Below are 24,697 nucleotides of genomic sequence, written 5' to 3' on the forward strand. Positions count from 1 at the left end.
ATCTTGTGTTTATTTTATGTTAAGCATTGTAATTTCACATTTTCAAATTATAATTACTAAAAAAGGGGGATGGAATACAATGGTTATTCATTTTGAATTAAGAAACAAAGATGATGTATTGAAACTGAATCGACTCGCTACAAGCTATGGCTTCGACATTTGGGTTCACGACGAGGAAAAAATGTTCGATGCTAAAACATTACTTGCTTTATACACTCTTCCATTCAATAAAACACTTAAATTAGTGGTAGAGGATGGAGTAGAGTCTAAATCTTTACTGCGTGAGATGGAAGATTTTCAATAAAGGATTATCATTTGTATGAAATAAACACTATTGCAACAAAGCTAATATTACATGGTCTTATTCTTGATAATATGTTAACAATCCTACTACTTTCGATAAAGCCATACAAAAAAGCAGACCTTTTTGCAATAAAAGGTCTGCTTTCTTGTATTATTCACCTAAATCTACATTGTGGTACACTTGCTGTACATCCTCTAAATCTTCTAATGCATCAATTAGCTTTTCAAACTTTGCTTGTGCGTCTTCTGGAAGGGTTACCTCATTTTGCGCAAGCATTGTTAGCTCTGCAACTGTAAACTCAGTGACACCAGCATCTTTGAATGCTTCCTGCACGGCATGGAATTGGTCAGGCTCAGCATATACAATAACTGAATCCTCTTCTTCCAGCACGTCACGTACGTCTACATCCGCTTCCATTAATAATTCAAGCACTTCATCTGCTGTCTTGCCTTCAACACCGATAACAGCCGTTGCATCAAACATATATGCTACAGATCCGCTTACACCTAAGTTGCCACCGTTTTTATTAAATGGGGCACGTACTTCTGCCGCAGTACGATTCACATTGTTTGTAAGAGCATCTACAATTATCATTGATCCACTTGGCCCAAATCCTTCATAACGGAGCTCAGTATAATTTTCCTCTGCGCCGCCCTTTGCCTTTTCGATGGCACGATCAATAATTGTTTTTGGTACGTTATATGTTTTAGCACGCTCAAGTACAACACGTAAAGTTTGATTGGATTCTGGATTTGGCTCGCCTTGCTTGGCTGCTACATAAATTTCGCGTCCAAACTTTGCATAAATACGACTTGTACTTGCATCCTTTGAAGCTTTCTTTTCTTTAATATTGTTCCACTTACGACCCATACTGTTTCACTCTCTTTCAACTTTGAATCTACACAAAAGTATTAACATAAAACCAACTGTTTCTTCAACACTTTTTCAAAATAATGATAAAAAATTCGTTACTATTATACTGCTAACAAACAATCCTGACAAAAGCTGACCTATTCAACAAATTATATTATACACTGTATTCCTAAAATTTCCGACTACATCGAATTAGCTTCTGGCTGGAAATTTATCCTTTCTTAAAGTATGAAAAGAGCGACTATATGATAGCCGCTCTTTTCATAAAATGCTATTAGAACATAAAACTATAGGTTGGACGCTTAGAGTATTCGTATAATGCAATTTTATCTTCCTGCTGTAATGTTAAAGCGATATCATCCATTCCTTGCAGAAGATGCTTTCTTCTGTGTTCTTCAATATTAAAATAAATCATATATCCTGTAGAATCCGTAATAATTTTGTTTTCTAAATCAATCTTTAAAGAATAGCCCTCTATCTCCCTTACATTCCGAAATAACTTCTCTACTCTCTCTTCCGGCAAAGCAATAGGCAAAAGGCCATTTTTAAAACAGTTGTTATAAAATATATCTGCAAAGGAAGATGCGATAATAACTTGGAAACCAAACTCCTTTAACGTCCAAGGTGCATGTTCCCGTGAAGATCCACAGCCAAAATTTGATCGGCTTAATAAAATTGAAGCTTGTTTATAGCGTTCTTTATTAAGTTCAAACTGAGTATTTAAGCTTCCATCCTTCAGAAAACGCCATTCATGAAATAAATATTTACCGTATCCAGTTCGCTTAATGCTATTTAGGAAATACTTTGGAATGATAGCATCTGTATCGACGTTTGACCGGTCTACTGGGGCTACTATTCCCTTAAATGTTTTAAATGCCTTCAATTGCTACCCCTCCACTACAACAAGATTTGAAAGTTGGGCAGGAACCCAGTCGCGAACATCAACAAAGTGACCGCATACAGCAGCTCCGACAGCCATAGCTGGTGAAACTAGATGAGTTCTTCCCCCTCTTCCTTGCCGTCCTTCAAAATTACGATTTGATGTAGAAGCACAGCGTTGTCCAGAAGAGATAATGTCAGGATTCATCCCTAAACACATACTGCAGCCCGCTTCTCTCCATTCAAATCCTGCTTCCTTAAAAATTACATCTAGACCTTCCTTTTCTGCCTGTACTTTAACGTTTCCTGATCCTGGTACAACCATGGCTCTTACATGTTTGGCTACTTTTCTGCCTTTTGCCATGGAAGCAGCCTGACGTAAATCTTCTATACGTCCATTTGTGCAGGAGCCAATGAATACTACATCAACAGGAATGCCTGTCATTGGAGTTCCGGACTCCAATCCCATATAGTGCAGAGCCTTTTTAGCATTTTCTTGTTTTTCTGAGCCTGTGAAAGATTCAGGATCTGGAACAAGGTCGGTAATGCCGGTGCCCATCCCCGGGCTGGTTCCCCATGTTATCTGTGGGATAAGATCGTCTGCATTAAATTCTACCCGTTTATCGTAAATCGCTCCTTCATCTGTAAAGATTTTTTTCCATTCAGCAACAAGGCTTTCAAATTTTTCTTCCTTTGGGGTATAAAGACGATTTTTTAAATATTGATAGGTTGTTTCATCAGGAGCAATCATACCTGCCCTTGCCCCTGCTTCAATTGACATATTACATACAGTCATTCGCTCTTCCATAGATAGCTTCTTGATCGCATCACCCGTATACTCGATCACATAGCCAGTTGCAAAATCGGTTCCGTACTTTGCGATAATGCCTAAAATTAAATCCTTTGCAGTGATTCCAGGCTTTAATTCTCCTGTTACGGCAACCTCTAAGCTTTTTGGTTTTGTTTGTCGTAAGCACTGAGTAGCGAGTACATGCTCTACCTCGCTTGTTCCGATTCCAAAAGCTAAAGAACCAAAGGCCCCATGTGTTGAAGTATGGCTATCCCCGCAGACAATTGTCATGCCTGGCTGTGTCAATCCGAGTTCTGGACCCATCACATGCACAATCCCTTGTTCTACGCTATCCAAGTCGTATAACTTAATCCCATGATTTTTACAGTTTCTGATGAGAGCTTCAATTTGCTCCTTTGAAACAGGGTTTTCTATGTTCCAGCGATCCGGTGAGGTAGGAATTACATGATCCATCGTCGCATAGGTTAGATCAGGTCTTCTCACGGCTTTGTTGGCCAACTCTAAGCCCTCAAATGCTTGAGCTGAGGTTACCTCATGGATTAAATGCAGGTCTATATAAAGGATGCTTGGTTCATTTGCCTCGCTATAAACCTCATGATTTTCCCATATCTTATCAAGCATTGTTTTCTTTTTCATTGGACATCCACCTTTTGTTTGAAATTTCCTTCCTCTCTCCAAGGATTCAATGTTAAGGCTAAGTTTATATCGCTTGGTGCAACAATTCCCCCGCCTTCTTCCACACCCTTTGCAGCTAATACAAGATTTTCTTTAGTAGATCCTAATAATTTGTTACTCATTTGTACTCCTCCCTTGCGAACAGGAATAATTTTCTTGTATTTACATAGTACACCTACAAAATACTATTTAAAATTAAGAAAATTAGTTAAAATCGATTATGATTCCTGATTAATAGGAGGAGAGATGCTATGGACATTAAATGGCTTCAAACATTCGTAACCGCCGCAGAATATGAGAATTTCCGGAAAACATCCGAGATTTTATATATATCTCAACCAACTGTTACCCTGCATATTAAAAATCTAGAGATATTATTAGAAACCACCTTATTTGAGAAAAAAGGAAGAAATATCATCCTGACAGAAGCTGGTCAGATTTTCTTGCCTGATGCAAAAAAAATGATTGAAACATACGACTCTTCTCTAAAAAGAGTGGATAATTGGAAACAAGGATACGATAAAAAGCTAACGATTGCCATTGCACCGTTCATTGCCTCATCCATCTTTCCAATGTTTTTGAAGAAGTTTTTTGAGGAAAATCCGCATATCGATGTCACAATTAATGTGGTGAAATCTCCAGATATTGGCCAGGAAGTAAATCACGGAAAAGCAGATCTTGGCATCTCAAGGATGATCCCAAATCAAACGCAGCTGTCTTTTGCAAGTATTTGGGATGACCAAGTCATCCTAGTGGCCCCCAAAAACGAGCTGGAGACTGAATCCTTTAAGGAGGAAGACATATTTCAAAAATATAAATTAATTACGCATAATCATCCCGTGTACTGGGACGATTTATTGCCTAGAATAAGGGCACTTTATCCTAAGGTTAGGACAATGATGGTGACACAAGTGGAAATTACAAAGCAATTTATTATGGCAGGTCTTGGGATTTCTTTCTTGCCTAAACTATTTGTTCAAAAGGAATTACTGCAGGGAGATTTAATTTATATTCCTACCAAACAATTAGACCTTCCTACCTCACATATGTACTTCGTAACAAAGAGAGAGAATAAAGAAGTCATTGATTTCAAATTGGCACTTTTTAATTTCTTAAAGAATTATTAATTCGGTAGAGATAAAGAAGACAGAGACGTAGTTGCGCTTATACTGCATTCCTAAAACCTCCGACTACGTCGAATTCGCTTCTAGCTGAAATTTTATGCTCTATTAAAGTGGAACAGACTGAAATAAAAGCAGATATAGAAGTCCGAGAATCCTTGCAGGTTCTCGAACCTCTCTGCTTATTTTTTAATTCTTTCCGTAGACATACAGCACTCCACCTGTGTAGAGTTGTACCAGCTAGTTGTAATCATTCACTACGCCGTTAAGGTTTCCAGCTAAAGATTTATTTTTTAGCAAAATGATGCTATCCCCGCATAACCCCTTAACACATCCTGTATTTCTAAATTTGTGCAGTGCCCTAAGGTAAATTAGTCTCACCCATTAAATACCGATCACATTCCCTAGCAGCCTCTCTGCCTTCATTTATAGCCCAGACAATCAAACTTTGACCTCGACGCATATCACCAGCAGCAAAAATTCCTTCAATATTTGTTTTATACTTTCCATACTCAGCCTTTACATTCGAGTATTCATCTGTTTCGACGTTCATTTTTTGAAGGAAGTCTTGTTCTGGACCGCTAAACCCAATCGCTAGTAATACTAATTGGGCAGGCCAGACTTTTTCCGTCCCTGGAATCTCTTTTCGAATGCGTTGGCCATTTTCATCGGTTATGGTTTCAACGTTAATAGTATGAATCTCCTTCACATGGCCATTTTCGTCTCCTACAAACTTTTTCGTCATCACGGCATAGGCTCGAGGATCTTTGCCGAACACAGCTGCCGCTTCCTTTTGACCGTATTCAACCCGATGAATGACTGGCCATTGCGGCCATGGATTATCAGCAGTTCTCACTTCTCCTCTTTTTTCATAAATATCAAACTGCGTTAAGCTTTTGCATTTATGTCTGAGGGAAGTAGCCAAACAATCCACACCTGTATCCCCCCCGCCAATGACAACTACCTCCTTATCCTTTGCTGATATATACTGACCATCTTCAAGATTTGAATCTAACAAGCTTTTTGTATTTGCATGAAGAAAATCCATAGCGTAATGGATCCCCTTTAGCTTCCTCCCTTCTACATTCACATCACGAGCTTTTGTTGCACCACCACAAAGAACAATCGCGTCAAATTCTGATTGTAGCGAAGAAATGGGATAGTCCTTGCCTACTTCTGTATTTGTTATAAACGTAATTCCCTCTGCCTCAAGTAGCTTTACCCTTCTCTCGACAACAGAATAAGGAAGCTTCATTTCAGGTATCCCATACGTCAAAAGGCCCCCAACACGATCATGACGTTCGAAAACAGTAACATGGTGTCCTGCTTTATTAAGCTGTGCAGCACAAGCTAAGCCTGCCGGACCAGAACCGACAACTGCCACCTTTTTATCAGTTCGGGCTTTCGGCGGTTCCGGCTGCACCCATCCGTTCTCAAACCCTTTATTAATAATTTCTAACTCTATTGACCGGATTGCAACCGGAGGCTCATTAATTCCAAGTACGCAAGCTCCTTCGCACGGAGCTGGACAAGCCAAGCCTGTAAATTCAGGAAAGTTATTCATCTTATGTTCTCGTTTCAAGGCTTCTTCCCATTGTCCCTGAAAAACTAAATCATTCCACTCTGGTATTAAGTGATGGACGGGGCAACCAGAAGTCATCCCATTTATCATCGTACCTGTATGACAGGTTGGAATGCCGCAATCCATGCAACGGGCACCTTGTCGCTCTAATTCAGCTTCTTCAAGAGGTAAGGTATAAATGTCCCAATCATTCGTCCGTTTTGCAGGATCACGTTCAGACCTTGAGTGGCGCTCATAGTCCATAAACCCAGTTGGTTTTCCCATCGTTCACCCTCCATCCTTCATCGAATTCACTGCTTTTTTGCTTTCTTCAAATGCAAGCAGTGCCGCTTTATGTTTGCTCAAGCCGCTTTCTTGTAAATACTTAATTCGCTCTTGCATCTCTAAATAGTCTTTCGGAATAACCCGTATGAACTTTCCGCTCATCTCTTCCCAGCTATCGAGTACTCTCTTTCCATATGGACTATTCGTATAATGAACATGCTTTTGGATCAATTCATAGACAGCTTGGAGCTCTGCCTCATCTTGAATCTCATTTAGATACACTTGCTCCTGATTGCATTTCACCGAAAAGGCATTTGAGGCATCCAATACATACGCAACGCCGCCTGACATACCAGCTGCGAAGTTTTTCCCTGTTGCTCCTAATACAACAACTGTTCCGCCTGTCATATATTCACAGCCATGATCGCCAACGCCTTCTACTACAACATTAGCACCACTGTTTCTCACACAAAAACGTTCCCCTGCAATGCCATTAATATAGGCTTCTCCTCCAGTGGCCCCGTAAAACGAAACGTTCCCGATAATAATATTTTGTTCTGGGATAAACGTGCTCTTTCGAGAAGGGTGAACGATAATTTTCCCGCCTGACAAGCCTTTTCCAATAAAATCATTCGCATCTCCAATCAGCTTCATTGTTAAACCAGGCGGAATAAATGCGCCAAAGCTTTGCCCCGCAGAGCCTTTAAATGTGAGACGAATCGTATCCTCCGGTAATCCCTTCGCACCATACCGTTTCGTAATTTCACTGCCTAGCATTGTCCCCGCAACGCGGTTAATATTCCGAATGGATAAAGTCGCCTCCACTCGCTCTTGATTTTCAAGGGCTTCTTTACATAATGGAATTAATTCTTGGCTGTCTAACGTTTTATCAAGCCCATGAACCTGTTCAACTGTTGCATACAGGCTAGTATTCTTAGACACCTCCGGCTGATACAGAAGAGCTGATAAGTCAACTCCTTTTGCTTTCCAATGGTTAATCGCCCTGTTCGTCTCTAAAACATCCGTCCTTCCAATCATCTCGTTTATTGTCCGAAACCCAAGCTCTGCCATCAGCTCTCTCACTTCCATCGCAATAAATCGCATAAAGTTCACAACATGCTCAGGCTCACCAGTAAATTTCTTACGCAGCTCTGGGTTTTGTGTCGCCACACCTACCGGACATGTATCAAGGTGGCAAACGCGCATTAAGATACACCCTAATACAACTAACGGTGCAGTAGAAAAACCATATTCCTCCGCTCCAAGCAATGCGGCAATGACAACATCCCGGCCTGTCATCAATTTCCCATCTGTCTCCACGACGATTCGATCACGCAACCGATTCAAAAGCAAGGTTTGATGTGTTTCTGCTAACCCGATCTCCCACGGTAATCCAGCATGCTTCAGGCTTGTCCTTGGTGCAGCTCCAGTTCCTCCATCATATCCACTGATCAGAACAAGATCAGCTCTCCCTTTCGCCACGCCGGCCGCAATTGTTCCTACACCAACTTCTGATACGAGCTTGACACTCACTCTTGCAGAGGGATTTGCATTTTTTAAGTTATGAATTAATTCGGCTAAATCTTCAATGGAATAGATATCATGGTGAGGCGGCGGTGAAATCAAACCTACACCTGGCGTAGATCCTCTTACCTCCGCAATCCAAGGATATACTTTTTTTCCAGGAAGGTGTCCCCCTTCGCCTGGTTTAGCACCTTGAGCAACTTTAATTTGGATTTCATCAGCATTTACAAGATAATGGCTAGTCACTCCGAATCGGCCAGAAGCAACCTGCTTAATCGCACTCCGCCGTAACTGTCCATTTGGATCAGGTGTAAATCGGCTAGGAGCTTCTCCCCCTTCTCCAGAATTGCTTTTAGCCCCCATTTTGTTCATCGCAATCGCAAGTGCTTCATGGGCTTCACCACTTATTGAGCCATAAGACATTGCTCCCGTTTTAAATCGTTTACAAATGTCCTCAATGGACTCTACCTCATCCAAAGCTATTGCTTCTCGTTTTTTAAAGGACAGCATGCCGCGAATGGATTGAAGATTATGATCAGCATCTGTCAGCAATATTGAATACTCTTTAAAAAGCTTATAATTATTCGTTCGGCAAGCTTGCTGCAACAGATGAATGGTCCGAGGGTTGTATTGATGGTCTTCCCCGTCATACCGCCACTGAAAATCATCGCCCGATTCTAAAGTCCTTTTCTCACCTCTTGCTGGATCAAATGCTCCTTGATGTCTTATCATCACTTCCTCGGCAATGAGATCCAACCCTATTCCGCCTATTCGTGACGCTGTCCCAGTAAAATATGTATCGACCACATCCTGATCAATTCCAATCGCCTCAAAGATTTGTGCGCCACGATAGCTTTGAAAAGTTGAAATCCCCATTTTCGATAAAACTTTAAGGATTCCATCAGTTGCCACTTTCCTATATACTTCAATCGCATCCTCGACCCGGATTTCGCGTATATCACCGATTTCGATCAATCCCTGCAGTGAATCAAATGCTAAATAAGGATGAATCGCTTCGGCCCCAAAGCCAAGCAATGCCGCGAAATGATGAACCTCTCTAGGTTCGGCGGAATCAATGACGATGCTTACTTTGGATCGTGTTCCGTTTCGAATAAGATGATGATGCAGGCCAGAGACAGCCAGGAGAGCCGGCAACGCTGCATATTCAGCATTGACTCCGCGATCTGATAACACGAGTAAAGAAGCACCTTCATCAATGGCGCTATCGGCTTTTCTAAATAAGTCTCCTAAAATCTTTTCAAAATTAGGAGGGGTTGTTTCAACAGGAAATAGCATGGACAGCGTTTCACTCTCAAAGTCAGAACGGTAAAGCTTGTCCAGCTGGCTCTTCGTCAAAATAGGAGTCCCAAGCTGAATTTGTTTACAGCTCTCAGGCACAGGCTGAAGCAAGTTTCTTTCTGGACCGATTGTTGTGACAACCGAAGTAATCACCTTCTCTCGAATCGCATCAATTGGCGGATTCGTTACTTGCGCAAAAAGCTGTTTGAAATAGTTATAAAGCAGCTGTGGTTTTTTAGATAACACCGCGAGAGGCGAATCGTATCCCATAGAGCCAATCGGGTCCTTCTTGTCTGTTACCATAGGCTTCAATATTTTATTAAGCTCCTCGTTTGTATACCCAAATGCAAGCTGTTGTTTCACTCGTTCATCCCTGTCAAAAACTTGTATATTGTCATTCGTTTCAGGCAGGTCATCAATATGAACTAAATGCTGCGCTAGCCAATCCTTATACGACTGCTCAGACGCGATTTGCTTTTTAATTTCTTCATCTGGAATAATTTCGCCTTTTTCTAAATCAACAAGGAGCATTTTTCCAGGGTGAAGTCTGTCTTTATATTCGATATCCTCAGCAAAAATATCCAAAGCACCTACTTCGGACCCTAAAACAATCATGCCATCTTTTGTTACATAATAACGCGCAGGCCGCAGCCCATTCCGGTCAAGGCAGGCCCCGATTTGTTTGCCGTCCGTAAATACAACAGCTGCTGGTCCGTCCCACGGTTCCATTAAACAGCTATGAAATTCATAAAATGCTTTCTTTTCATCATCCATTGTTACATCATTCACCCATGGCTCAGGAATCATCATCATTGCTGTATGGGCAAGCGAACGCCCGGAAAGATGCAGAAATTCAAAGCAGTTATCAAACATTGAAGAATCACTGCCATCTGTATCAATAACTGGGAATAGCTGCTGAAAATCCTCATCATGAAATAAATCAGATTGGCACAGAGCCTCTCTCGCCTGCATCCATTTCACGTTTCCTTTTATCGTATTAAACTCCCCATTATGGATTGTAAATCGATTCGGATGAGATCTTTCCCAGCTTGGAAAAGTATTTGTACTAAAGCGTGAATGAACAAGGGCTAACGCTGACTTAAAATCACGATGATTCAAATCAATATAAAAGGAATCTAGCTGCTCTGGAATTAACATCCCTTTATACACAATGGTTCTTGATGATAAGCTGCAAATATACATCCCTTCCTGATGCTCACTATCCGTACGGGATACTTCATTTTCTAAACGCTTGCGGATGACATATAGTTTTCGTTCAAAATCATCTTGATCCTTAAGAGTTGGAGAAGGCGCTATAAACACTTGACGAATAAACGGCTTTGATTTTTTTGCCATGTCACCAACAAAGGAGTCATTTACCGGAACAGTCCTCCACCCTAGGAAGATCTGTTTCTCCTCGACAATCACACTCTCAATTTGTTTTTGGGTCCTTTTTCTAACCTCCGGGTCCTGTGGCAAAAAGACCATACCAATCCCGTATCCCCCTTCCCGAGGGAGTTGAATGCTTTCTTTATCACACTGCTTCTCAAAAAAAGAATGTGGAATTTGAGTCAGAATCCCTGCACCATCCCCAGTACTTATATCTGCAGATTGTCCGCCCCGATGTTCTAAATTACATAAAATCGTGATTGCATGCTCCACAATGTCATGCGACTTCTTTCCGTTTATATTAGCAACCATTCCGATTCCACAAGCTTCATGTTCATATTCAGGATGATATAAACCTTGTGCACCCGGATACCCATGCTTTTTCATGCCAGCACTCCTTCTTAAAAAATTAGGCCGATTTCATGATAAGGTAGTACCAGTGAGTACAACTACTCATATCCCCCATCAACACTGAAATCCTGATAGTAATGTTAGTGCCCTTCACATAAAAGTAGTGTACACATTCCAATTCCATTTAATCCTAATGTCTCCATTAATTATGAAATCCTTCTCTAATAAGGAATATAAAGAAAACTCGCCGATTGGCGAGCCCTGCCCTTGGGCGAAGATAGAGGCGTAGTTGCACTTATACTGTATTCCTAAAATTTCCTGCTACATCGAATAGGCACTTTCTTACAGTGTAAAAAACCACTATACCAATGACATTTGGTATAGTGGTTTTAGACTGTTGAGAAACAACTCCATCAAGTAAATTTGTGACAAACTTGTTGCAAATTTAACTGCTTTTTTATGGTGAAACATAGTTTTCGTTTTAGTTTTTTATTCAAAAAACTTCCACAGGTCCAACCTAGGTAGCTTAACAGCACAAAATACATTGTATACCGCCACTGTTTTCTGTATAATAAGGAAATCATTTTGTTTACTAATTGGGTAAGTACCTTCATGTTCATCATTAGATTGTTTCATATAATGAAATTTGAATAATAAAACCTTTTTTAGGATGTGGATTTTTCTAGAGAAACTCTATTTTCGCCACACAACTGTCAATTGATAGTTGTGTGGCTTTTTTTTATGTAAAGAAAGGGGTCAAAATCATGAAAACTTGGCACTATGCATTAATTGTTTTTTTAGGTGGCTGCTGTTACGGAGTATTATCGACATTCGTTAAACTTGCTTACTCAGCAGGCTATTCCGTAACAGAGGTAACAGGCGGCCAATATCTATTTGGAACACTGCTTACCTGGGTGCTTGTTCTGTTCACAAAAAAGAAAACATTAACTTTAAATCAAGCTTTCAAACTACTATTATCCGGAATTCCATTTGGCCTAACCGGCGTGTTTTATTATCAGTCACTACAAACACTTAATGCTTCGCTGGCAATCATTTTTTTATTTCAATTTGTTTGGATTGGTACACTTTTTGAATGGATATTCTATAAGAAAAGGCCTACAAAATGGAAGATTATTTCGATAGCTCTTCTTCTAATCGGCTCAGTTCTAGCTGCAGGCATTGTTTCAGAGGGTGGAATCGTTCTATCATGGCAAGGAACGATTTGGGCACTATGTTCTGCTTTGACATTTTCAACCTTCATTTTTCTTAGCAGTTTAGTTGGAAAAGATACTCCGCCCGTACTAAAAAGTGCTCTGCTTTCCACTGGTGGTTTGATAGTTGTCTCTTTACTGTTTCCACCAATGTTCCTATTCGATTTACCCATCTTAACGGGAGTTGCACCGTATGGATTGTTTCTCGGTTTATTTGGAGCAGTTCTCCCACCGCTGTTATTTTCAATTGGAATGCCGTATATCGGACCAGGACTTGGTACAATATTAACAGCTTCCGAGCTTCCAGTAGCCGTTTCCATGTCTTCACTCGCTTTAGCTGAATATGTGGGTTTGTCGCAATGGATTGGAGTTGTTTTCATATTAGGCGGGATTGCGGCCGGTAATATAAGGGGTTCAAAAGGTAAAATAAATCCTGTTCAGGTACAAAAAAGTTCCACTTTGTAAAGCTTTTTGTACCAACAAGTACCTTTTATGGGATTGTAAATTGTCTAAAAGAGGTACCACCAACCTAAGAAAATTCAACAGTCTGAAACCACTATACCAATGGCACTTGGTATAGTGGTTTTTACTGTTTTCGAAATAATGCAGCTACGCTGAGACTTTCTCAACAAGGCTCCTTGCTTACCGTTACAGCCGTTAACTACTAGACGAAGTAAACTCCTGCAACCATATTTGTCTAAAACTCAACCTTTTCCAAGTACAGTCCACTTGCATCAGCAAGACAATTCACTTGATTTCGTTCTTTTGTCTCTAAAATTCCTAATACCGCTTCAGCATCTATTCTGCCTAAGCCCACTTCTATCAACGCTCCGACAATTTTTCTCACCATATTATGAAGAAACCCATTACCGCTCACTCTAATTTGGATAAAGCCCTCTTCTTCAGCTATATCAATAGAATATATTTCACGAACCATAGACTTTTTCTTAGACTTGGCATTTGAAAACGCAGTAAAATCATGTTCGCCTATAAAAAACCTACCCGCTTTTTTCATTTTTTCGATATCCAGCTTTTTTTCAACATGCATGCTGTACTTTCGCATAAAAGGATTTGTATGTTCCTCGTTCCAGATTTTATACAAATACGTTTTAGCTTTGGAGTTGTATCGGGCATGAAAACGTTCAGGAACTGACGTCACCTCGGTAATACTAATATCCTGAGGCAAATATCGATTCAAATAATTTTTAATTTCAGATTCGCTCAACTGCTTATCGACCTTGAAATTAGCTATTTGCTCAAGAGCATGTACACCTGCATCGGTTCTGCTGCAGCCAATGATTTCAATTTCTCTTCCTACGAGCTCAGATAGTACAGTTTCTATTTTTCCTTGGATGGTATTTTCACCGCTGCCAAGCCGCTGCCAGCCCTTATAGCGTCCGCCATCGTATTGAATGATTAATTTGTAGTTGTTCATTTTTTTCTCCTTATTTTAGCTCTTTGTAGCTTTTGAAGCATAAATCTTATTCTTTCTCATTAGATTAACATAATTGAAAGTGTTCTTTAAAAATCTTAGCTTTGCTTTATCAAGCTTGCCAATGGAAGCAATTCAGTCATATTTTATCCTTTTATTATTGTACATAAAGTCGTAACTAGCTTACAGCCTAAAAAAACGGTGATTGCTAGTATCTTTTCCTTTCTTCCTCAGAGGAATAAAGCTGGGAGGCTTACAAAACTCTACTTAATTCATCTATAAAAGCTGGTCTTCTCTTATATGCAACGCTTAACTCACGTATAATTCCTTCCGTGCTTTGCTTGCCAGCTATCTTTTCATATCCCTTGAGTATCTTGCACACTTTCTGATAACCTGACCTTCCTGATGAAGAATTTGCGACCGATTGTATATACTGCCTATATACCTTAATCACTTCATACTCGAACTTACCCACTAGCATATGTGCATATGTTTCTATCTTTCCTGGATCTTCCCTCACAAATTCCATAATTTCATTCAAATCATTTTCTTCTACTATAAGCTTCAGGTACATATTCTTTCCTTGCCAACCCTTGCTTGTCTTCAGCTCCTGTTTTAGATGCTGATAAAATATATCTTTGTCCCCTACTGTCAGCTCCCTCAGTTCTTTATAGTATTCAAAATTTCCGTCAAGTAACAATTCTCTTGCTAGCTCCTCTTGCTCTTCTTTCATCGAAAGCTCCTTATAAGCTGTATATCTTATCTTCTTCCATCCTGCTACTAAGCCCGCATATCGCTTGTCTTGTTCTTCCCCTTCTAGAGCTAATTCTATAACCTTAGAATAGTTTTTCTCCTTTATATGCTTGTTTATATATGATTCTCTAAAGGATGGAAACCCAAGGCTATCTTTCATGAATTGTTCTGCTTCTTCTTCCGTACCGTACTGCTCAATCATTTCAAACAATATGTTCAGCATACTTTCAGTGCCATACCTTCCATACTCATCGTAAGAACGGCGACTGATCATTTGCTTAATCTTTATTCTTAGTTCGTTCCTAAACTCTTCTACATCAGCAAATTCAGTACATATTGTCAGTACATCAATCTGGAAGTCATCCCATCCTTGAAACATCTTATCTTCACTAAGAGCTAATAACTTATAGAATGCTTTTTCTATTAGATTCACATCTGACCTATCAATTGCCTCGATAGTTCTTCTTATCATATCAATCACTTCTGTAACTAAGGTACCTATTTCTCCATTAGAATCATCTGCATACTGAAAGGCTTCAATACTCTCTTCCAACAGTAAAGATGCTAGATCTAAAGCAGATATTGGATTATCTACGTCGTCTTCTATCCTCTCTAATAAGCCCTCCAGCTCGCTCACAAAATCATAGACTTCCCTATACGCAATAAACCCTTCTCTCCCCGTATACTTATTCACGATAGACTGCAGAAGCCTTTTGTATTGCTCACCCCCCAGCATACCCTCATTTTTCTGGTACGTAGCAATGAGGCCGTTTCTCAAAGTTTTATCCTTTTGGCTTATATCTATGATAATATTGATTAGCTCTTCTTTTGAAAGACTGTTTAAAACCTCCCGTATCTCAGGCAGCTTTTCCTCCTCGCTTCCGTTCCCGTTTAGCATCTCTGCTAGTTCGAAGTAGGCAGCCACTTGATGCTTGCAGACTGGTCCAAATTCATAAGGGCAATCACAATCAGAGTGCAATATTTCCCCGTTTTTATCTATCTTCACAATAACCTCATACACTTCATTCCCTTCAACCTCGAATATGTATTCATAATCTTCTAGCCTGTATACTTCCACTATATTTCCTGCCTGATAATAGTCGTATCCCCTGTCTACAATCACTGCATCAATACGACGTTCAAAATCATTTATATTCATCTCCTGCTCCTCACTGTCTCTAACTCCACATTTCTTTAAAAGAGACCTTATACTATTTCTATTAGCGGTACATTTTCGCTAATCCCATTCTCTTCGGTGAGTAGGGGCAATCAATTCTTTCTTACTCACTCATTATACTAATTAAAAATTTTTTCAAAAACTTGCAGGGTTTATGGATAGATGCACCGTCTAAGAAAGTAGGGAGAAAAGAGGTGATGCAATGGAGGAGGAACAACGGCTTATACAGGACATTTTACGGGGGATGCCTACTTTTATCGGAGAAGCACCTACAATTCACACGGAACAGCAAATTCTTTTGGTTTCCGCAATATATGTACTAGTATCCATGTTCAATACGTATAATTTTAAAAATTATATAAACTATAGAAGCTACTTTGTTTATAGTAGGATATATACCGTGATAGCATGTATCACGTATACAATTGAGGAGGTGAGAACATGAAGCTTATTATTATACTGATCATTGCTTATTTCGCTTATCGATACTTCTCTAAAAAGAAAAAAAAGCACAAAAGCCATGGCAGCTATGGACATAAAACTTATAAAAGTTCAAGCCACGGCAGTTCAGGCAGCTTTTTCTCTAGTGGGGGAGGAAGTTTTGGCAGCTAATGCTTCTCGGAGGAAACTTAGCTAGGTGAAGACAGAAGCCCAGTTATCCTTACACTATATTCTATATCGAATGACTTTTAGCTAGAAACTCCTATAGTATACAAAGTCCAGTGCCCCTCTGTATTTGGGGCTTATTTTATTAATATTACGGATTATGTTCTTTGGCCCTTCTAGTATTTTCCTACAAGTAATAATTATGCCCATATTCTTATCCTCTCATAAATACCTTCACCACAATGGATTTTCATTAAACTTCACTGCAAAATACAATTATTTTTCCTTCTCTTTGTACACTCTAAAAACATCTTAATAATGAGGAGGGAGTACATATGGATGAGCAATGCTTTTATTGTAACCAAGCTATAGAAGAAAAGTATCATCATGGGGTTTTCGTCATGCAAAATGAACATGTAGAAAAACCTCTTTGTCAGGATTGCTATAAGGAATGGCTCGAGGGAATGAAAGAATAGTCAATTTACTTCTATTTTAAAGCTAAGACAACAACAGATTTTACGTTATTGCATCAATTTTATGATAAGGAACCTGCCTGCACTAGCTACTAGTATCTCTTTGAAATGTTTATTTCAACAAATCATGGAAAATTTGAGCATTTTTCTTGATAGAATAACCACTCTATATAATAATGAGAATAGATATCGAATTAGAATTATTATAATTAATTCAAGTATTCCTCTTGACTTAAATAATAAATTCTATATAATAATAAATATCTAATTAGAATTATTATAGTTAACTGGAATATTTACTGTATTCCCTAAGCAAGCTATATAATTCTCAAACCACACTTAGGAGGAATTTGATTATGTCTCTAATTGGAAAAGAAGTATTACCATTCTCAGCAAAAGCTTTTCGTAACGGTGAGTTTATCGATGTTACAGAAGAAAACTTTAAAGGTAAATGGAGTGTCGTTTGCTTTTACCCAGCAGATTTCACATTCGTATGCCCTACTGAACTTGAAGACCTGCAAAACCAATATGCAACTTTAAAAGACATGGGAGCTGAAGTATATTCTGTTTCCACTGATACACATTTTACACACAAAGCATGGCACGATCACTCAGAAGCGATTGGCAAAATCGAGTACGTTATGATTGGTGACCCTTCACAAAAGATTTCTCGCAACTTCGATGTACTAGACGAAGAAGAAGGCCTTGCTGATCGCGGTACATTCATCATCGATCCAGACGGTATCATCCAAACTGTTGAAATTAATGCAGGCGGCATCGGCCGTGATGCAAGCACAGTTGTTAGCAAACTTAAGGCTGCACAATATGTTCGCAACAATCCAGGTGAAGTTTGCCCGGCTAAATGGCAAGAAGGTGCTGCAACATTAAAGCCAAGCCTTGATCTTGTAGGCAAGATTTAAGCAGAACCGTCAATAACCTTTAAGGAGAACAAATAATGATACTAGATGCAGATATAAAAGCACAATTAGCCCAATATCTTCCGTTGATGGAGGGCGATGTGCTGCTAAAAGTTAGTGCAGGATCAGACGACGTATCTCGTGACATGCTGGCTCTAGTGGATGAATTGGCCAGCATGTCATCCCAAATTAAGGTAGAACAAACGCAATTACCGAGAACACCGAGCTTTAGTGTGAATCGCGCTGGCGAAGACACTGGAATAACTTTTGCTGGTATCCCTTTAGGACATGAATTTACTTCATTAGTACTAGCTCTGCTGCAGGTTAGCGGAAGAGCTCCAAAGGTTGATCAGAAGGCAATCGAGCAAATTAAAAGCATTAAAGGCGAATATCATTTCGAGTCTTACATCAGCCTAACATGCCACAACTGTCCTGATGTTGTGCAGGCGCTGAACGTGATGAGCGTCCTCAATCCTGGCATTACACATACCATGATTGACGGTGCTGCGTTCAAGCAGGAAGTAGAAAGCAAAGATATCATGGCAGTTCCAACTGTTTACCTAAATGGTGAATCCTTTGGCAGCGGCCGTATGACATTGGAAGAGATCCTTGCGAAGATGGGTAATGCTCCAGACGCATCAGAGTTTGCTGATAAAGAGCCATACGATGTGCTTGTTGTCGGCGGCGGCCCAGCTGGTGCAAGTGCAGCAATTTATGCGGCACGCAAAGGAATTCGCACAGGTATTGTTGCTGAACGCTTCGGCGGTCAGGTCATGGACACTATGGGCATCGAGAACTTTATCAGTGTAAAATACACTGAAGGTCCTAAGCTCGTAGCAAGCCTTGAAGAACATGTAAAAGAATACGGCATTGATGTAATGAACTTACAGCGTGCTAAACGTTTAGAAAAGAAGGATCTTATTGAGCTTGAACTCGAAAACGGCGCTGTTCTAAAAAGTAAGACTGTAATCCTTTCAACAGGTGCTCGTTGGCGCAATATTGGTGTACCTGGTGAAGCTGAGTTCAAAAACAAAGGTGTGGCATACTGCCCTCACTGTGACGGTCCATTATTTACAGGAAAGCGAGTAGCGGTTATTGGCGGCGGTAATTCCGGCGTTGAAGCAGCAATCGATCTCGCAGGTATTGTCAAACATGTAACTGTCCTTGAGTTTGCACCAGAGCTGAAGGCTGATGCTGTACTGCAGGATCGTCTTTACAGCCTGCCAAATGTCACTGTCTTAAAAAACGTTCAAACAAAAGAGATTACCGGTACTGACAAAGTAAATGGTATTAGCTATGTTGATCGTGAGACAGAAGCAACTCAGCATGTTGAATTAGAAGGTGTGTTTGTTCAGATTGGTCTTGTACCAAACACTGATTGGTTAGGCGAAACAGTTGAACGCACTCGCGTCGGTGAAATCGTTACAGATAAACATGGCGCTACGAACATACCTGGAGTATTTGCTGCAGGTGACTGTACAAATAGCCCATATAAACAGATCATTATTTCTATGGGATCAGGTGCAAATGCAGCCTTAGGTGCATTCGATTATCTAATCCGAAATTAATGAACAGAAAGCAGGTCGCTTTGCTATCCTACCGATAGTAAAGCGACTTTCTTTCTGTTCTGGAATTTATCTAGTGAATGTTCACACTACAGATATCCTTCACAAATAGTTTATTAATTTCGCCTTTAAATAATCCGAAGCACGAAACAGCACTTGAAGTTGCACTTATACTGTATTCCTAAAATTTCTCACGACGTCGAATTGTCTTCTAGCTAGAAATTTATACTTTCTTACAGTGTTAGAAAAACAGCCCCTTTAGGCATCCATATATTGTTATCATTCCTCTAAGTAAATACCTTTAAATCGATTCATTCCCATTCAACCTCACTCAAAAAATACAATATATTATTATTTTCCTCCTACTTTGTACACCCTAAAAACATCTTAACAAGAGGAGGAAATATATATGAATGAGCAATGCTTTTATTGTGCCGATGTTATAGACGAAAAGTATCATCATGGGGTTTTCGTCATGCAAAATGAACATGTGGAAAAGCCCCTTTGTCCGGATTGTTATAAAGAATGGCTCGAGGGAATCAAAGAGTAGTCAGTCAAAGACTAATTAAGGGCATAAAAAAGAACCAGTGATTGCTGGTTCTTTTAAAATTGGTTTAATTTTCTATATCCTCCTAATGACCTGCTTGTTTCTTCAGTAACAGATTTTAAAAAGTAGTTCAGACAATAACTTTATAAACATCTCGTTCAAAATTAAATGAATATATCAAGTAATAAAACCATAGCAAAAGCAACGAACGATAGAATGGTTTCCATAACAGTCCAAGTTTTTAATGTGTCCTGAACGGAAGTATTAAAGTACTCTTTAACAAGCCAGAATCCAGAATCATTAACATGGGATAGCATGATAGAGCCGGCTCCTACTGAAAGAACTAATAATTCAGGACTCACACCAGGCATAGTTGCGGCAATAGGTGCTACAATTCCCGCTGCGGTCGTCATCGCAACCGTAGCAGATCCTACAGCAGCACGAATTAATCCAGCGATGAAAAATCCTAATATAATAGGAGAAAGATGTGCATCGTTAGCAAGTTCAGCAATAGCATTCCCTACCCCACTGGCTGTTAATACTTTGTTGAAACCACCGCCAGCACCGATAAGTAATACAATAGAAGCTACCGGTCCTAAACAGTCATTCGTAAATTTTAAAAGCTGTTTTCCGTTGAACCCGCGAGCAAATCCAAAGGAGTAAAAAGCAAACGTTAAAGAAAGAAGAAGAGCTACAAGCGGACTGCCGATAAAATCAACAACTTGTCGGAATGTATTTTCAGCTGGTAAATTAATATCCACGATTGTCGCAAATAACATTAGAATAACAGGAAGAAGGATAGTGAAAATAGTAATTCCAAAACCAGGTAAATCCTTGCGTTCTGATTCTGTAAATTGCTGTACCATTTCAGGTTTAGGTTCTGCTTTAATTCTCTTTGCGATAAAAGAACCATAAATTGGACCAGCTACAGCTGCAGCAGGAAAAGCCACAATTAATGCTAGGAGAATCGTTTGTCCTAAATCTGCTTTGAAAATATTTACTGCCAGCATCGCCGCAGGATGGGGAGGAACAAGGCTGTGAACAACCGCAAGACCTGCAACTAACGAAAGACCAATTTTAATTAGAGAGGTACCAGTATGTTTAGCAATTACAAATACAAGCGGGAATAATAAGACCACTCCGACCTGTATAAACACTGGAATTCCACAAATAACTGCTACAACCATCATCGCCCAATGCACATTCTTTTCACCAAAAGCTTTAACAAGGGTTCGGGCAACTTGTTCTGCCCCTCCTGATTCAGCCATCATCTTTCCAAGCATGGTTCCAAGACCCAAAACAATAGCGATAAAACCTAAAACGCCGGCGACACCCTCTTGAAATGAAGTGACAATATCAGATAATTTCATTCCAGATATTAAGCCCATAAATAACGCCGCAAAGATAAGGGCTACGAAAGGATTGGTATTGAACTTAGCTATTAATACAATCAAACCTATAATTGCAATAACCGCATACAACAAAAGACTAACATTATGACTTAAACCAAAAATCGAATCCATTGCTATGACCCCCTGGTCTATTTATAAAATTGTTTATTTCTTCTCTTTAAATGAAGTACTACTTTTGTTTTCTTGATGTTTCAGATTGCTGTAGCTCTTTTTATCCTGAGACCTTTTGTTCGATATTATTAGATATAATAGCAACTTTAGCTTGAATAGAGATTGATTATCCTAGCGTTCCTTATTGGAAAACAACCTAACAAATTTAGTCATTACAGGTTCCATAGACTGCTGCATATCTGACATAAGGCATCTGATTATTCCTTTGTATCCGTTTTCAAATAATAGAATCACAAACTATCAATGGCTTCTTTATTTACATCGTACACGCTTACATTATAGCCGGCCTTGATAACATTTAATGACATAGGTTTCCCCATGATACCTAATCCGATAAAACCGATGTTGTTTTTCATCTGTATTCCCCCCAAATCTCCTAATTTAATGGATTCCTTTTAGTTAACTTGATTGATACTCCTAACTCAACGACATTTACAGTTAATAGAGTATCCGCTTACATTGATATGCATTCAAGCTTTTAAGTAGCTTACGTTTCACATTGTACACGTTAATTTATTTTTTGTATACAATTTTATTTAAAAAGTATGCATAATTTTGATAAATCTAAAAAAACTCGCCGATTGGCGAGTCAGAGGCGTAGTTGCACGTATACTGTGTTACTAAAATTCCCAAATACATCGAATGACTTCTAGCTAGAAACTTATACTTTCTCACAATATAATAAAAGTCCATGCGGCTCAAGAACTTGCCACATGGACTGTTTTATTTCTATAGTTGCTGCATACAAAATAACGAAAGATTTTTCGCATAGATCTGGAATCAGTACAGAGTCCATAGATGCAACGATGCTATTTGTCTGATTCTTTCACACTTCTTCAACAAGCTCAGATAAAGAATCATTCCTCTGAAAAGCTCTGACAGCATTATAATCAATATTGGTGCACATGAAGCTTAGCAAAAATCCCATTTTCTTGTGAAAGAAGATCCTGATGGGTTCCATCTTCAACAATACCTTCTTCCGTTATAACGAGAATACGGTCAGCTTTTTTAATCGTTCCTAATCGATGTGCAATTATAAGAGTTGTTCGATCTTTTGAAAGATCATTCAATGCTTCTTGGATAATTGCCTCCGTTTCAGTATCCAATGCTGAAGTGGCCTCATCTAAGATGAGGATTGGTGGATTTTTCAAAAACATTCTGGCAATAGCCAGCCGTTGTTTCTGACCCCCGGAAAGCTTTAAGCCTCTTTCACCAATCTGCGTGTCAAATCCGTCCGGGAGAGAAGCTATAAGGTCCATCAAATGGGCTTTTCTAGCTGCTTCTTCAATTTCATCTTGTGTAGCATTCAACTTCCCGTACGCAATGTTTTCTCTCAAAGTACCTGTAAATAAAAAGACATCCTGTTGGACAATCCCAATGTTTGAACGCAAAGATTCTTTTGTCATGTTTCGGATATCTATTCCATCTACAGTAATCGCTCCTTCAGTAACATCATAAAAACGAGGAATCAATGAGCAAATTGTCGTTTTTCCTGCACCGGAAGGACCTACAAATGCTACTGTTTTTCCCGCCTCAATAGAAAACGTCAAGTCGTTCAAAATAGTGCGCTTGTCTTCGTATCCGAAGGTAACATGAGAAAAGCTAATATCTCCTTTTAACGACGGTACATCAATCGCGTCAGGAGCATTTTGAATATCTGGTTCAGCATCTATCAGTTCAATAAAACGCTTAAAGCCTGCCATGCCTTTTGGATAAAGCTCAAGTAAGGCACTAATCTTCTCAATCGGTTTAAACAAAACGTTTAGATAAAGAATGAAGGCCACTAATTCTCCATAGGATAAGTTTCCAGAGAAGCTAAGCCAAGCTCCGTATACTAAGATAATCAGAGTCATGAGACGTGTTGTAACATAAATTCCTGATAAATTCAAACTCATAACCTTGTAAGCTCTCAATTTTGTTTTGCGGAAAAATTGATTATTCTCGTTAAACTGATTTATTTCATATTGCTCATTGGTAAAGGACTGTACAACCCGAACACCTGAAACACTGTCCTCTATCCGTGCATTCACATCAGCGATATTCCCATACATTTGACCCCATGACGCATTCATTTTCCTGTTCGAGTAAGCAATTAGCCATACAAGAAACGGAACAATGATAATAGCAACAAGCGCTAGTTTCACATTAATTGTAAGCATAATCCAAAATGCTCCAATGAAGGTCATAATCGCTATAAAGAAATCCTCAGGTCCATGATGGGCCAATTCTCCAATATCCATCAAGTCATTGGTAATCCGGCTCATGATGTGGCCTGTTTTCGTATTATCAAAGAAGCGGAATGATTGACGTTGAACATGATTAAACAGCTCGCGGCGCATGTCAGTTTCAATATTTATCCCCAGCTTGTGCCCCCAGTAATTCACCACAAATTGCATTCCAGAGCTTATTAGATAGAGTGCTAAAAGACCGATACTCACAGCAGTAATCGTGCTCCAGTTCCCTTCTGGAAGCAGCTTATCAATAAACCATGAAACAGCCAGCGGAAATCCAAGCTCCAATACTCCAACTAGCACGGCACAAAAGAAGTCTATGTAAAATAGCCTTTTGTATGGTCGGTAATAGCTAAAGAAACGCTTGATCATAAGGGTACATTACCTCATTTCTATTGAATATCATTCTCATATAGATGATAATACTTTATCATATGAAAAATGGCTGTGCTACATATTCCTTTTCCTCATTAACCAAAAAATAAATGCTATAGGGAATGGTGAGCCCCGCCCCCCAGGCGAAGACAGAGGCGTAGCCCTACTTATACTGTATTCCTAAAATTTCTCACTACACCGAATAGTTTCCTAGCTAGAAATTTATACTTTCTTAAAATGTAAAAAATCCCTTAGGATAGTCTCCTAAGGGATAGATTTGATTATGTATTCATTTAGTTGCGGAAACAGGATTTGTGAAGCTTCGATCTTCAGGTTAAGAGCCTACGAGCTACCTGACTGCTTCGCCCCGCAATGATCAAATATTTAGATAAAATGGAGGAGGGTGTGGGATTTGAACCCACGGACGTGTTACCGTCTCCGGTTTTCAAGACCGGTGTATTAAGCCGCTCTACCAACCCTCCATACAAAAGCGCGCCCGAAAGGACTCGAACCCATAACCTTCTGATCCGTAGTCAGACGCTCTATCCAATTGAGCTACGGGCGCAATTTATCAAAACTGGAATCATCGTAGAATTTTAAAGCCGATGTGTTTGCCAATCTCACTTAAAGTATAAAAAAATCCCTTTTTAGAAAAGGGATTTGCCTAGCGACGTCCTACTCTCACAGGGGGAAACCCCCAACTACCATCGGCGCTGAAGAGCTTAACTTCCGTGTTCGGTATGGGAACGGGTGTG

18 protein-coding genes, 2 tRNA genes, 1 rRNA gene and 1 pseudogene are annotated in these 24,697 nt (G+C 39.6%); 8 read left to right on the top strand and 14 right to left on the bottom strand.

Annotated features, from left to right (window positions below; all coding sequences use genetic code 11):
* Positions 1-79: 79 nt before the first annotated feature.
* On the top strand, positions 80-304 hold the full coding sequence (locus EP737_RS13980) for a hypothetical protein (RefSeq protein WP_129728594.1): 225 nt from the start codon (positions 80-82) through the stop codon (positions 302-304).
* A 150-nt stretch (positions 305-454) separates the two neighbouring features.
* Here the strand turns inward: EP737_RS13980 and EP737_RS13985 are convergent, their stop codons facing one another.
* From EP737_RS13985 to EP737_RS25620, 4 genes are all read right to left on the bottom strand, one after another.
* The gene (locus EP737_RS13985; protein WP_129728595.1) at positions 455-1,174 is read right to left on the bottom strand and encodes a YebC/PmpR family DNA-binding transcriptional regulator; all 720 of its coding nucleotides are present in this window, start codon (positions 1,172-1,174) and stop codon (positions 455-457) included.
* 277 nt (positions 1,175-1,451) lie between these two features.
* Positions 1,452-2,060: a 3-isopropylmalate dehydratase small subunit gene (gene leuD, locus EP737_RS13990; RefSeq protein WP_129728596.1), complete on the bottom strand. Its 609-nt coding sequence runs from the start codon at positions 2,058-2,060 to the stop codon at positions 1,452-1,454.
* Positions 2,061-2,063: 3 nt separating this feature from the next.
* Entirely contained in the window at positions 2,064-3,503 is a 1,440-nt protein-coding gene (leuC, locus tag EP737_RS13995) for a 3-isopropylmalate dehydratase large subunit (RefSeq protein ID WP_129728597.1), read from the bottom strand.
* Entirely contained in the window at positions 3,500-3,664 is a 165-nt protein-coding gene (locus EP737_RS25620) for a hypothetical protein (protein ID WP_165350797.1), read from the bottom strand. Before EP737_RS25620 ends, leuC begins: the two co-directional genes overlap by 4 nt.
* Before the next feature lie 129 nt (positions 3,665-3,793).
* Here EP737_RS25620 and EP737_RS14000 point away from each other — a divergent pair, with 129 nt between their 5' ends.
* The gene (locus EP737_RS14000) at positions 3,794-4,669 is read left to right on the top strand and encodes a LysR family transcriptional regulator (RefSeq protein WP_129728598.1); all 876 of its coding nucleotides are present in this window, start codon (positions 3,794-3,796) and stop codon (positions 4,667-4,669) included.
* Between the two features lie 355 nt (positions 4,670-5,024).
* Here EP737_RS14000 and EP737_RS14005 read toward each other — a convergent pair whose 3' ends face one another.
* Positions 5,025-6,509: a glutamate synthase subunit beta gene (locus EP737_RS14005; protein WP_129728599.1), complete on the bottom strand. Its 1,485-nt coding sequence runs from the start codon at positions 6,507-6,509 to the stop codon at positions 5,025-5,027.
* Positions 6,510-6,512: 3 nt separating this feature from the next.
* Positions 6,513-11,108 carry a glutamate synthase large subunit gene (gene gltB, locus EP737_RS14010; RefSeq protein WP_129728600.1) on the bottom strand — a complete coding sequence of 1,532 codons (4,596 nt, stop codon included), beginning with the start codon at positions 11,106-11,108 and terminating at the stop codon, positions 6,513-6,515.
* Between the two features lie 728 nt (positions 11,109-11,836).
* Between gltB and EP737_RS14015 the strand changes: the two genes are divergently transcribed.
* On the top strand, positions 11,837-12,748 hold the full coding sequence (locus EP737_RS14015) for a DMT family transporter (protein WP_129728601.1): 912 nt from the start codon (positions 11,837-11,839) through the stop codon (positions 12,746-12,748).
* Positions 12,749-12,980: 232 nt separating this feature from the next.
* Here EP737_RS14015 and truA read toward each other — a convergent pair whose 3' ends face one another.
* Positions 12,981-13,718, bottom strand: a complete 738-nt coding sequence (gene truA, locus EP737_RS14020) for a tRNA pseudouridine(38-40) synthase TruA (protein ID WP_129728602.1) — start codon at positions 13,716-13,718, stop codon at positions 12,981-12,983.
* Positions 13,719-13,968: 250 nt separating this feature from the next.
* Positions 13,969-15,627, bottom strand: coding sequence for an SWIM zinc finger family protein (locus tag EP737_RS14025; RefSeq protein WP_129728603.1), 1,659 nt, complete (start codon positions 15,625-15,627; stop codon positions 13,969-13,971).
* Between the two features lie 459 nt (positions 15,628-16,086).
* Between EP737_RS14025 and EP737_RS25625 the strand changes: the two genes are divergently transcribed.
* From EP737_RS25625 to EP737_RS25635, 5 genes are all read left to right on the top strand, one after another.
* Positions 16,087-16,257 (top strand): hypothetical protein, encoded by a 171-nt coding sequence (locus EP737_RS25625; RefSeq protein ID WP_165350798.1) that lies wholly within the window; start codon positions 16,087-16,089, stop codon positions 16,255-16,257.
* 329 nt (positions 16,258-16,586) lie between these two features.
* Complete coding sequence (locus EP737_RS25630; RefSeq protein WP_165350799.1) at positions 16,587-16,727, top strand: hypothetical protein; 141 nt, start codon at positions 16,587-16,589, stop codon at positions 16,725-16,727.
* A 353-nt stretch (positions 16,728-17,080) separates the two neighbouring features.
* Positions 17,081-17,644 (top strand): alkyl hydroperoxide reductase subunit C, encoded by a 564-nt coding sequence (ahpC, locus tag EP737_RS14030; RefSeq protein ID WP_129728604.1) that lies wholly within the window; start codon positions 17,081-17,083, stop codon positions 17,642-17,644.
* A 35-nt stretch (positions 17,645-17,679) separates the two neighbouring features.
* Positions 17,680-19,209 (top strand): alkyl hydroperoxide reductase subunit F, encoded by a 1,530-nt coding sequence (ahpF, locus tag EP737_RS14035; protein WP_129728605.1) that lies wholly within the window; start codon positions 17,680-17,682, stop codon positions 19,207-19,209.
* Positions 19,210-19,615: 406 nt separating this feature from the next.
* Positions 19,616-19,756: a hypothetical protein gene (locus EP737_RS25635; RefSeq protein WP_165350800.1), complete on the top strand. Its 141-nt coding sequence runs from the start codon at positions 19,616-19,618 to the stop codon at positions 19,754-19,756.
* 161 nt (positions 19,757-19,917) lie between these two features.
* Here the strand turns inward: EP737_RS25635 and EP737_RS14040 are convergent, their stop codons facing one another.
* From EP737_RS14040 to rrf, 6 genes and pseudogenes are all read right to left on the bottom strand, one after another.
* The gene (locus EP737_RS14040) at positions 19,918-21,276 is read right to left on the bottom strand and encodes a GntP family permease (RefSeq protein ID WP_129728606.1); all 1,359 of its coding nucleotides are present in this window, start codon (positions 21,274-21,276) and stop codon (positions 19,918-19,920) included.
* A 293-nt stretch (positions 21,277-21,569) separates the two neighbouring features.
* Positions 21,570-21,692 (bottom strand): annotated as a pseudogene (locus EP737_RS14045) (NAD(P)-binding domain-containing protein); the annotation flags it as partial.
* Positions 21,693-22,226: 534 nt separating this feature from the next.
* Positions 22,227-23,939, bottom strand: coding sequence for an ABC transporter ATP-binding protein (locus tag EP737_RS14050; RefSeq protein ID WP_129728608.1), 1,713 nt, complete (start codon positions 23,937-23,939; stop codon positions 22,227-22,229).
* A gap of 397 nt (positions 23,940-24,336) precedes the next feature.
* Positions 24,337-24,424: transfer RNA gene (locus EP737_RS14055), tRNA-Ser, on the bottom strand.
* Positions 24,425-24,433: 9 nt separating this feature from the next.
* A tRNA-Arg gene (locus EP737_RS14060) sits at positions 24,434-24,507 on the bottom strand.
* A gap of 97 nt (positions 24,508-24,604) precedes the next feature.
* A 5S ribosomal RNA gene (rrf, locus tag EP737_RS14065) occupies positions 24,605-24,697 on the bottom strand; the annotation flags it as partial.

Origin of the sequence: Ectobacillus funiculus (assembly GCF_004138295.1) — a bacterium.
Taxonomy (GTDB): Bacteria; Bacillota; Bacilli; order Bacillales; family Bacillaceae_G; genus Ectobacillus; species Ectobacillus funiculus.

What these genes read in the sequence shown, in the direction of transcription:
- EP737_RS13980 (WP_129728594.1), top strand. Translation starts at nt 80, where the DNA reads ATGGTTATTCATTTTGAATTAAGAAACAAAGATGATGTATTGAAACTG.
- EP737_RS25625 (WP_165350798.1), top strand. Translation starts at nt 16,087, where the DNA reads ATGAAGCTTATTATTATACTGATCATTGCTTATTTCGCTTATCGATAC.
- EP737_RS25635 (WP_165350800.1), top strand. Translation starts at nt 19,616, where the DNA reads ATGAATGAGCAATGCTTTTATTGTGCCGATGTTATAGACGAAAAGTAT.
- EP737_RS13985 (WP_129728595.1), bottom strand. Translation starts at nt 1,174, where the DNA reads ATGGGTCGTAAGTGGAACAATATTAAAGAAAAGAAAGCTTCAAAGGAT.
- EP737_RS14000 (WP_129728598.1), top strand. Translation starts at nt 3,794, where the DNA reads ATGGACATTAAATGGCTTCAAACATTCGTAACCGCCGCAGAATATGAG.
- ahpF (WP_129728605.1), top strand. Translation starts at nt 17,680, where the DNA reads ATGATACTAGATGCAGATATAAAAGCACAATTAGCCCAATATCTTCCG.
- EP737_RS14050 (WP_129728608.1), bottom strand. Translation starts at nt 23,939, where the DNA reads ATGATCAAGCGTTTCTTTAGCTATTACCGACCATACAAAAGGCTATTT.
- truA (WP_129728602.1), bottom strand. Translation starts at nt 13,718, where the DNA reads ATGAACAACTACAAATTAATCATTCAATACGATGGCGGACGCTATAAG.
- EP737_RS14015 (WP_129728601.1), top strand. Translation starts at nt 11,837, where the DNA reads ATGAAAACTTGGCACTATGCATTAATTGTTTTTTTAGGTGGCTGCTGT.
- EP737_RS14040 (WP_129728606.1), bottom strand. Translation starts at nt 21,276, where the DNA reads ATGGATTCGATTTTTGGTTTAAGTCATAATGTTAGTCTTTTGTTGTAT.
- EP737_RS25630 (WP_165350799.1), top strand. Translation starts at nt 16,587, where the DNA reads ATGGATGAGCAATGCTTTTATTGTAACCAAGCTATAGAAGAAAAGTAT.
- EP737_RS25620 (WP_165350797.1), bottom strand. Translation starts at nt 3,664, where the DNA reads ATGAGTAACAAATTATTAGGATCTACTAAAGAAAATCTTGTATTAGCT.
- EP737_RS14005 (WP_129728599.1), bottom strand. Translation starts at nt 6,509, where the DNA reads ATGGGAAAACCAACTGGGTTTATGGACTATGAGCGCCACTCAAGGTCT.
- leuC (WP_129728597.1), bottom strand. Translation starts at nt 3,503, where the DNA reads ATGAAAAAGAAAACAATGCTTGATAAGATATGGGAAAATCATGAGGTT.
- EP737_RS14025 (WP_129728603.1), bottom strand. Translation starts at nt 15,627, where the DNA reads ATGAATATAAATGATTTTGAACGTCGTATTGATGCAGTGATTGTAGAC.
- ahpC (WP_129728604.1), top strand. Translation starts at nt 17,081, where the DNA reads ATGTCTCTAATTGGAAAAGAAGTATTACCATTCTCAGCAAAAGCTTTT.
- gltB (WP_129728600.1), bottom strand. Translation starts at nt 11,108, where the DNA reads ATGAAAAAGCATGGGTATCCGGGTGCACAAGGTTTATATCATCCTGAA.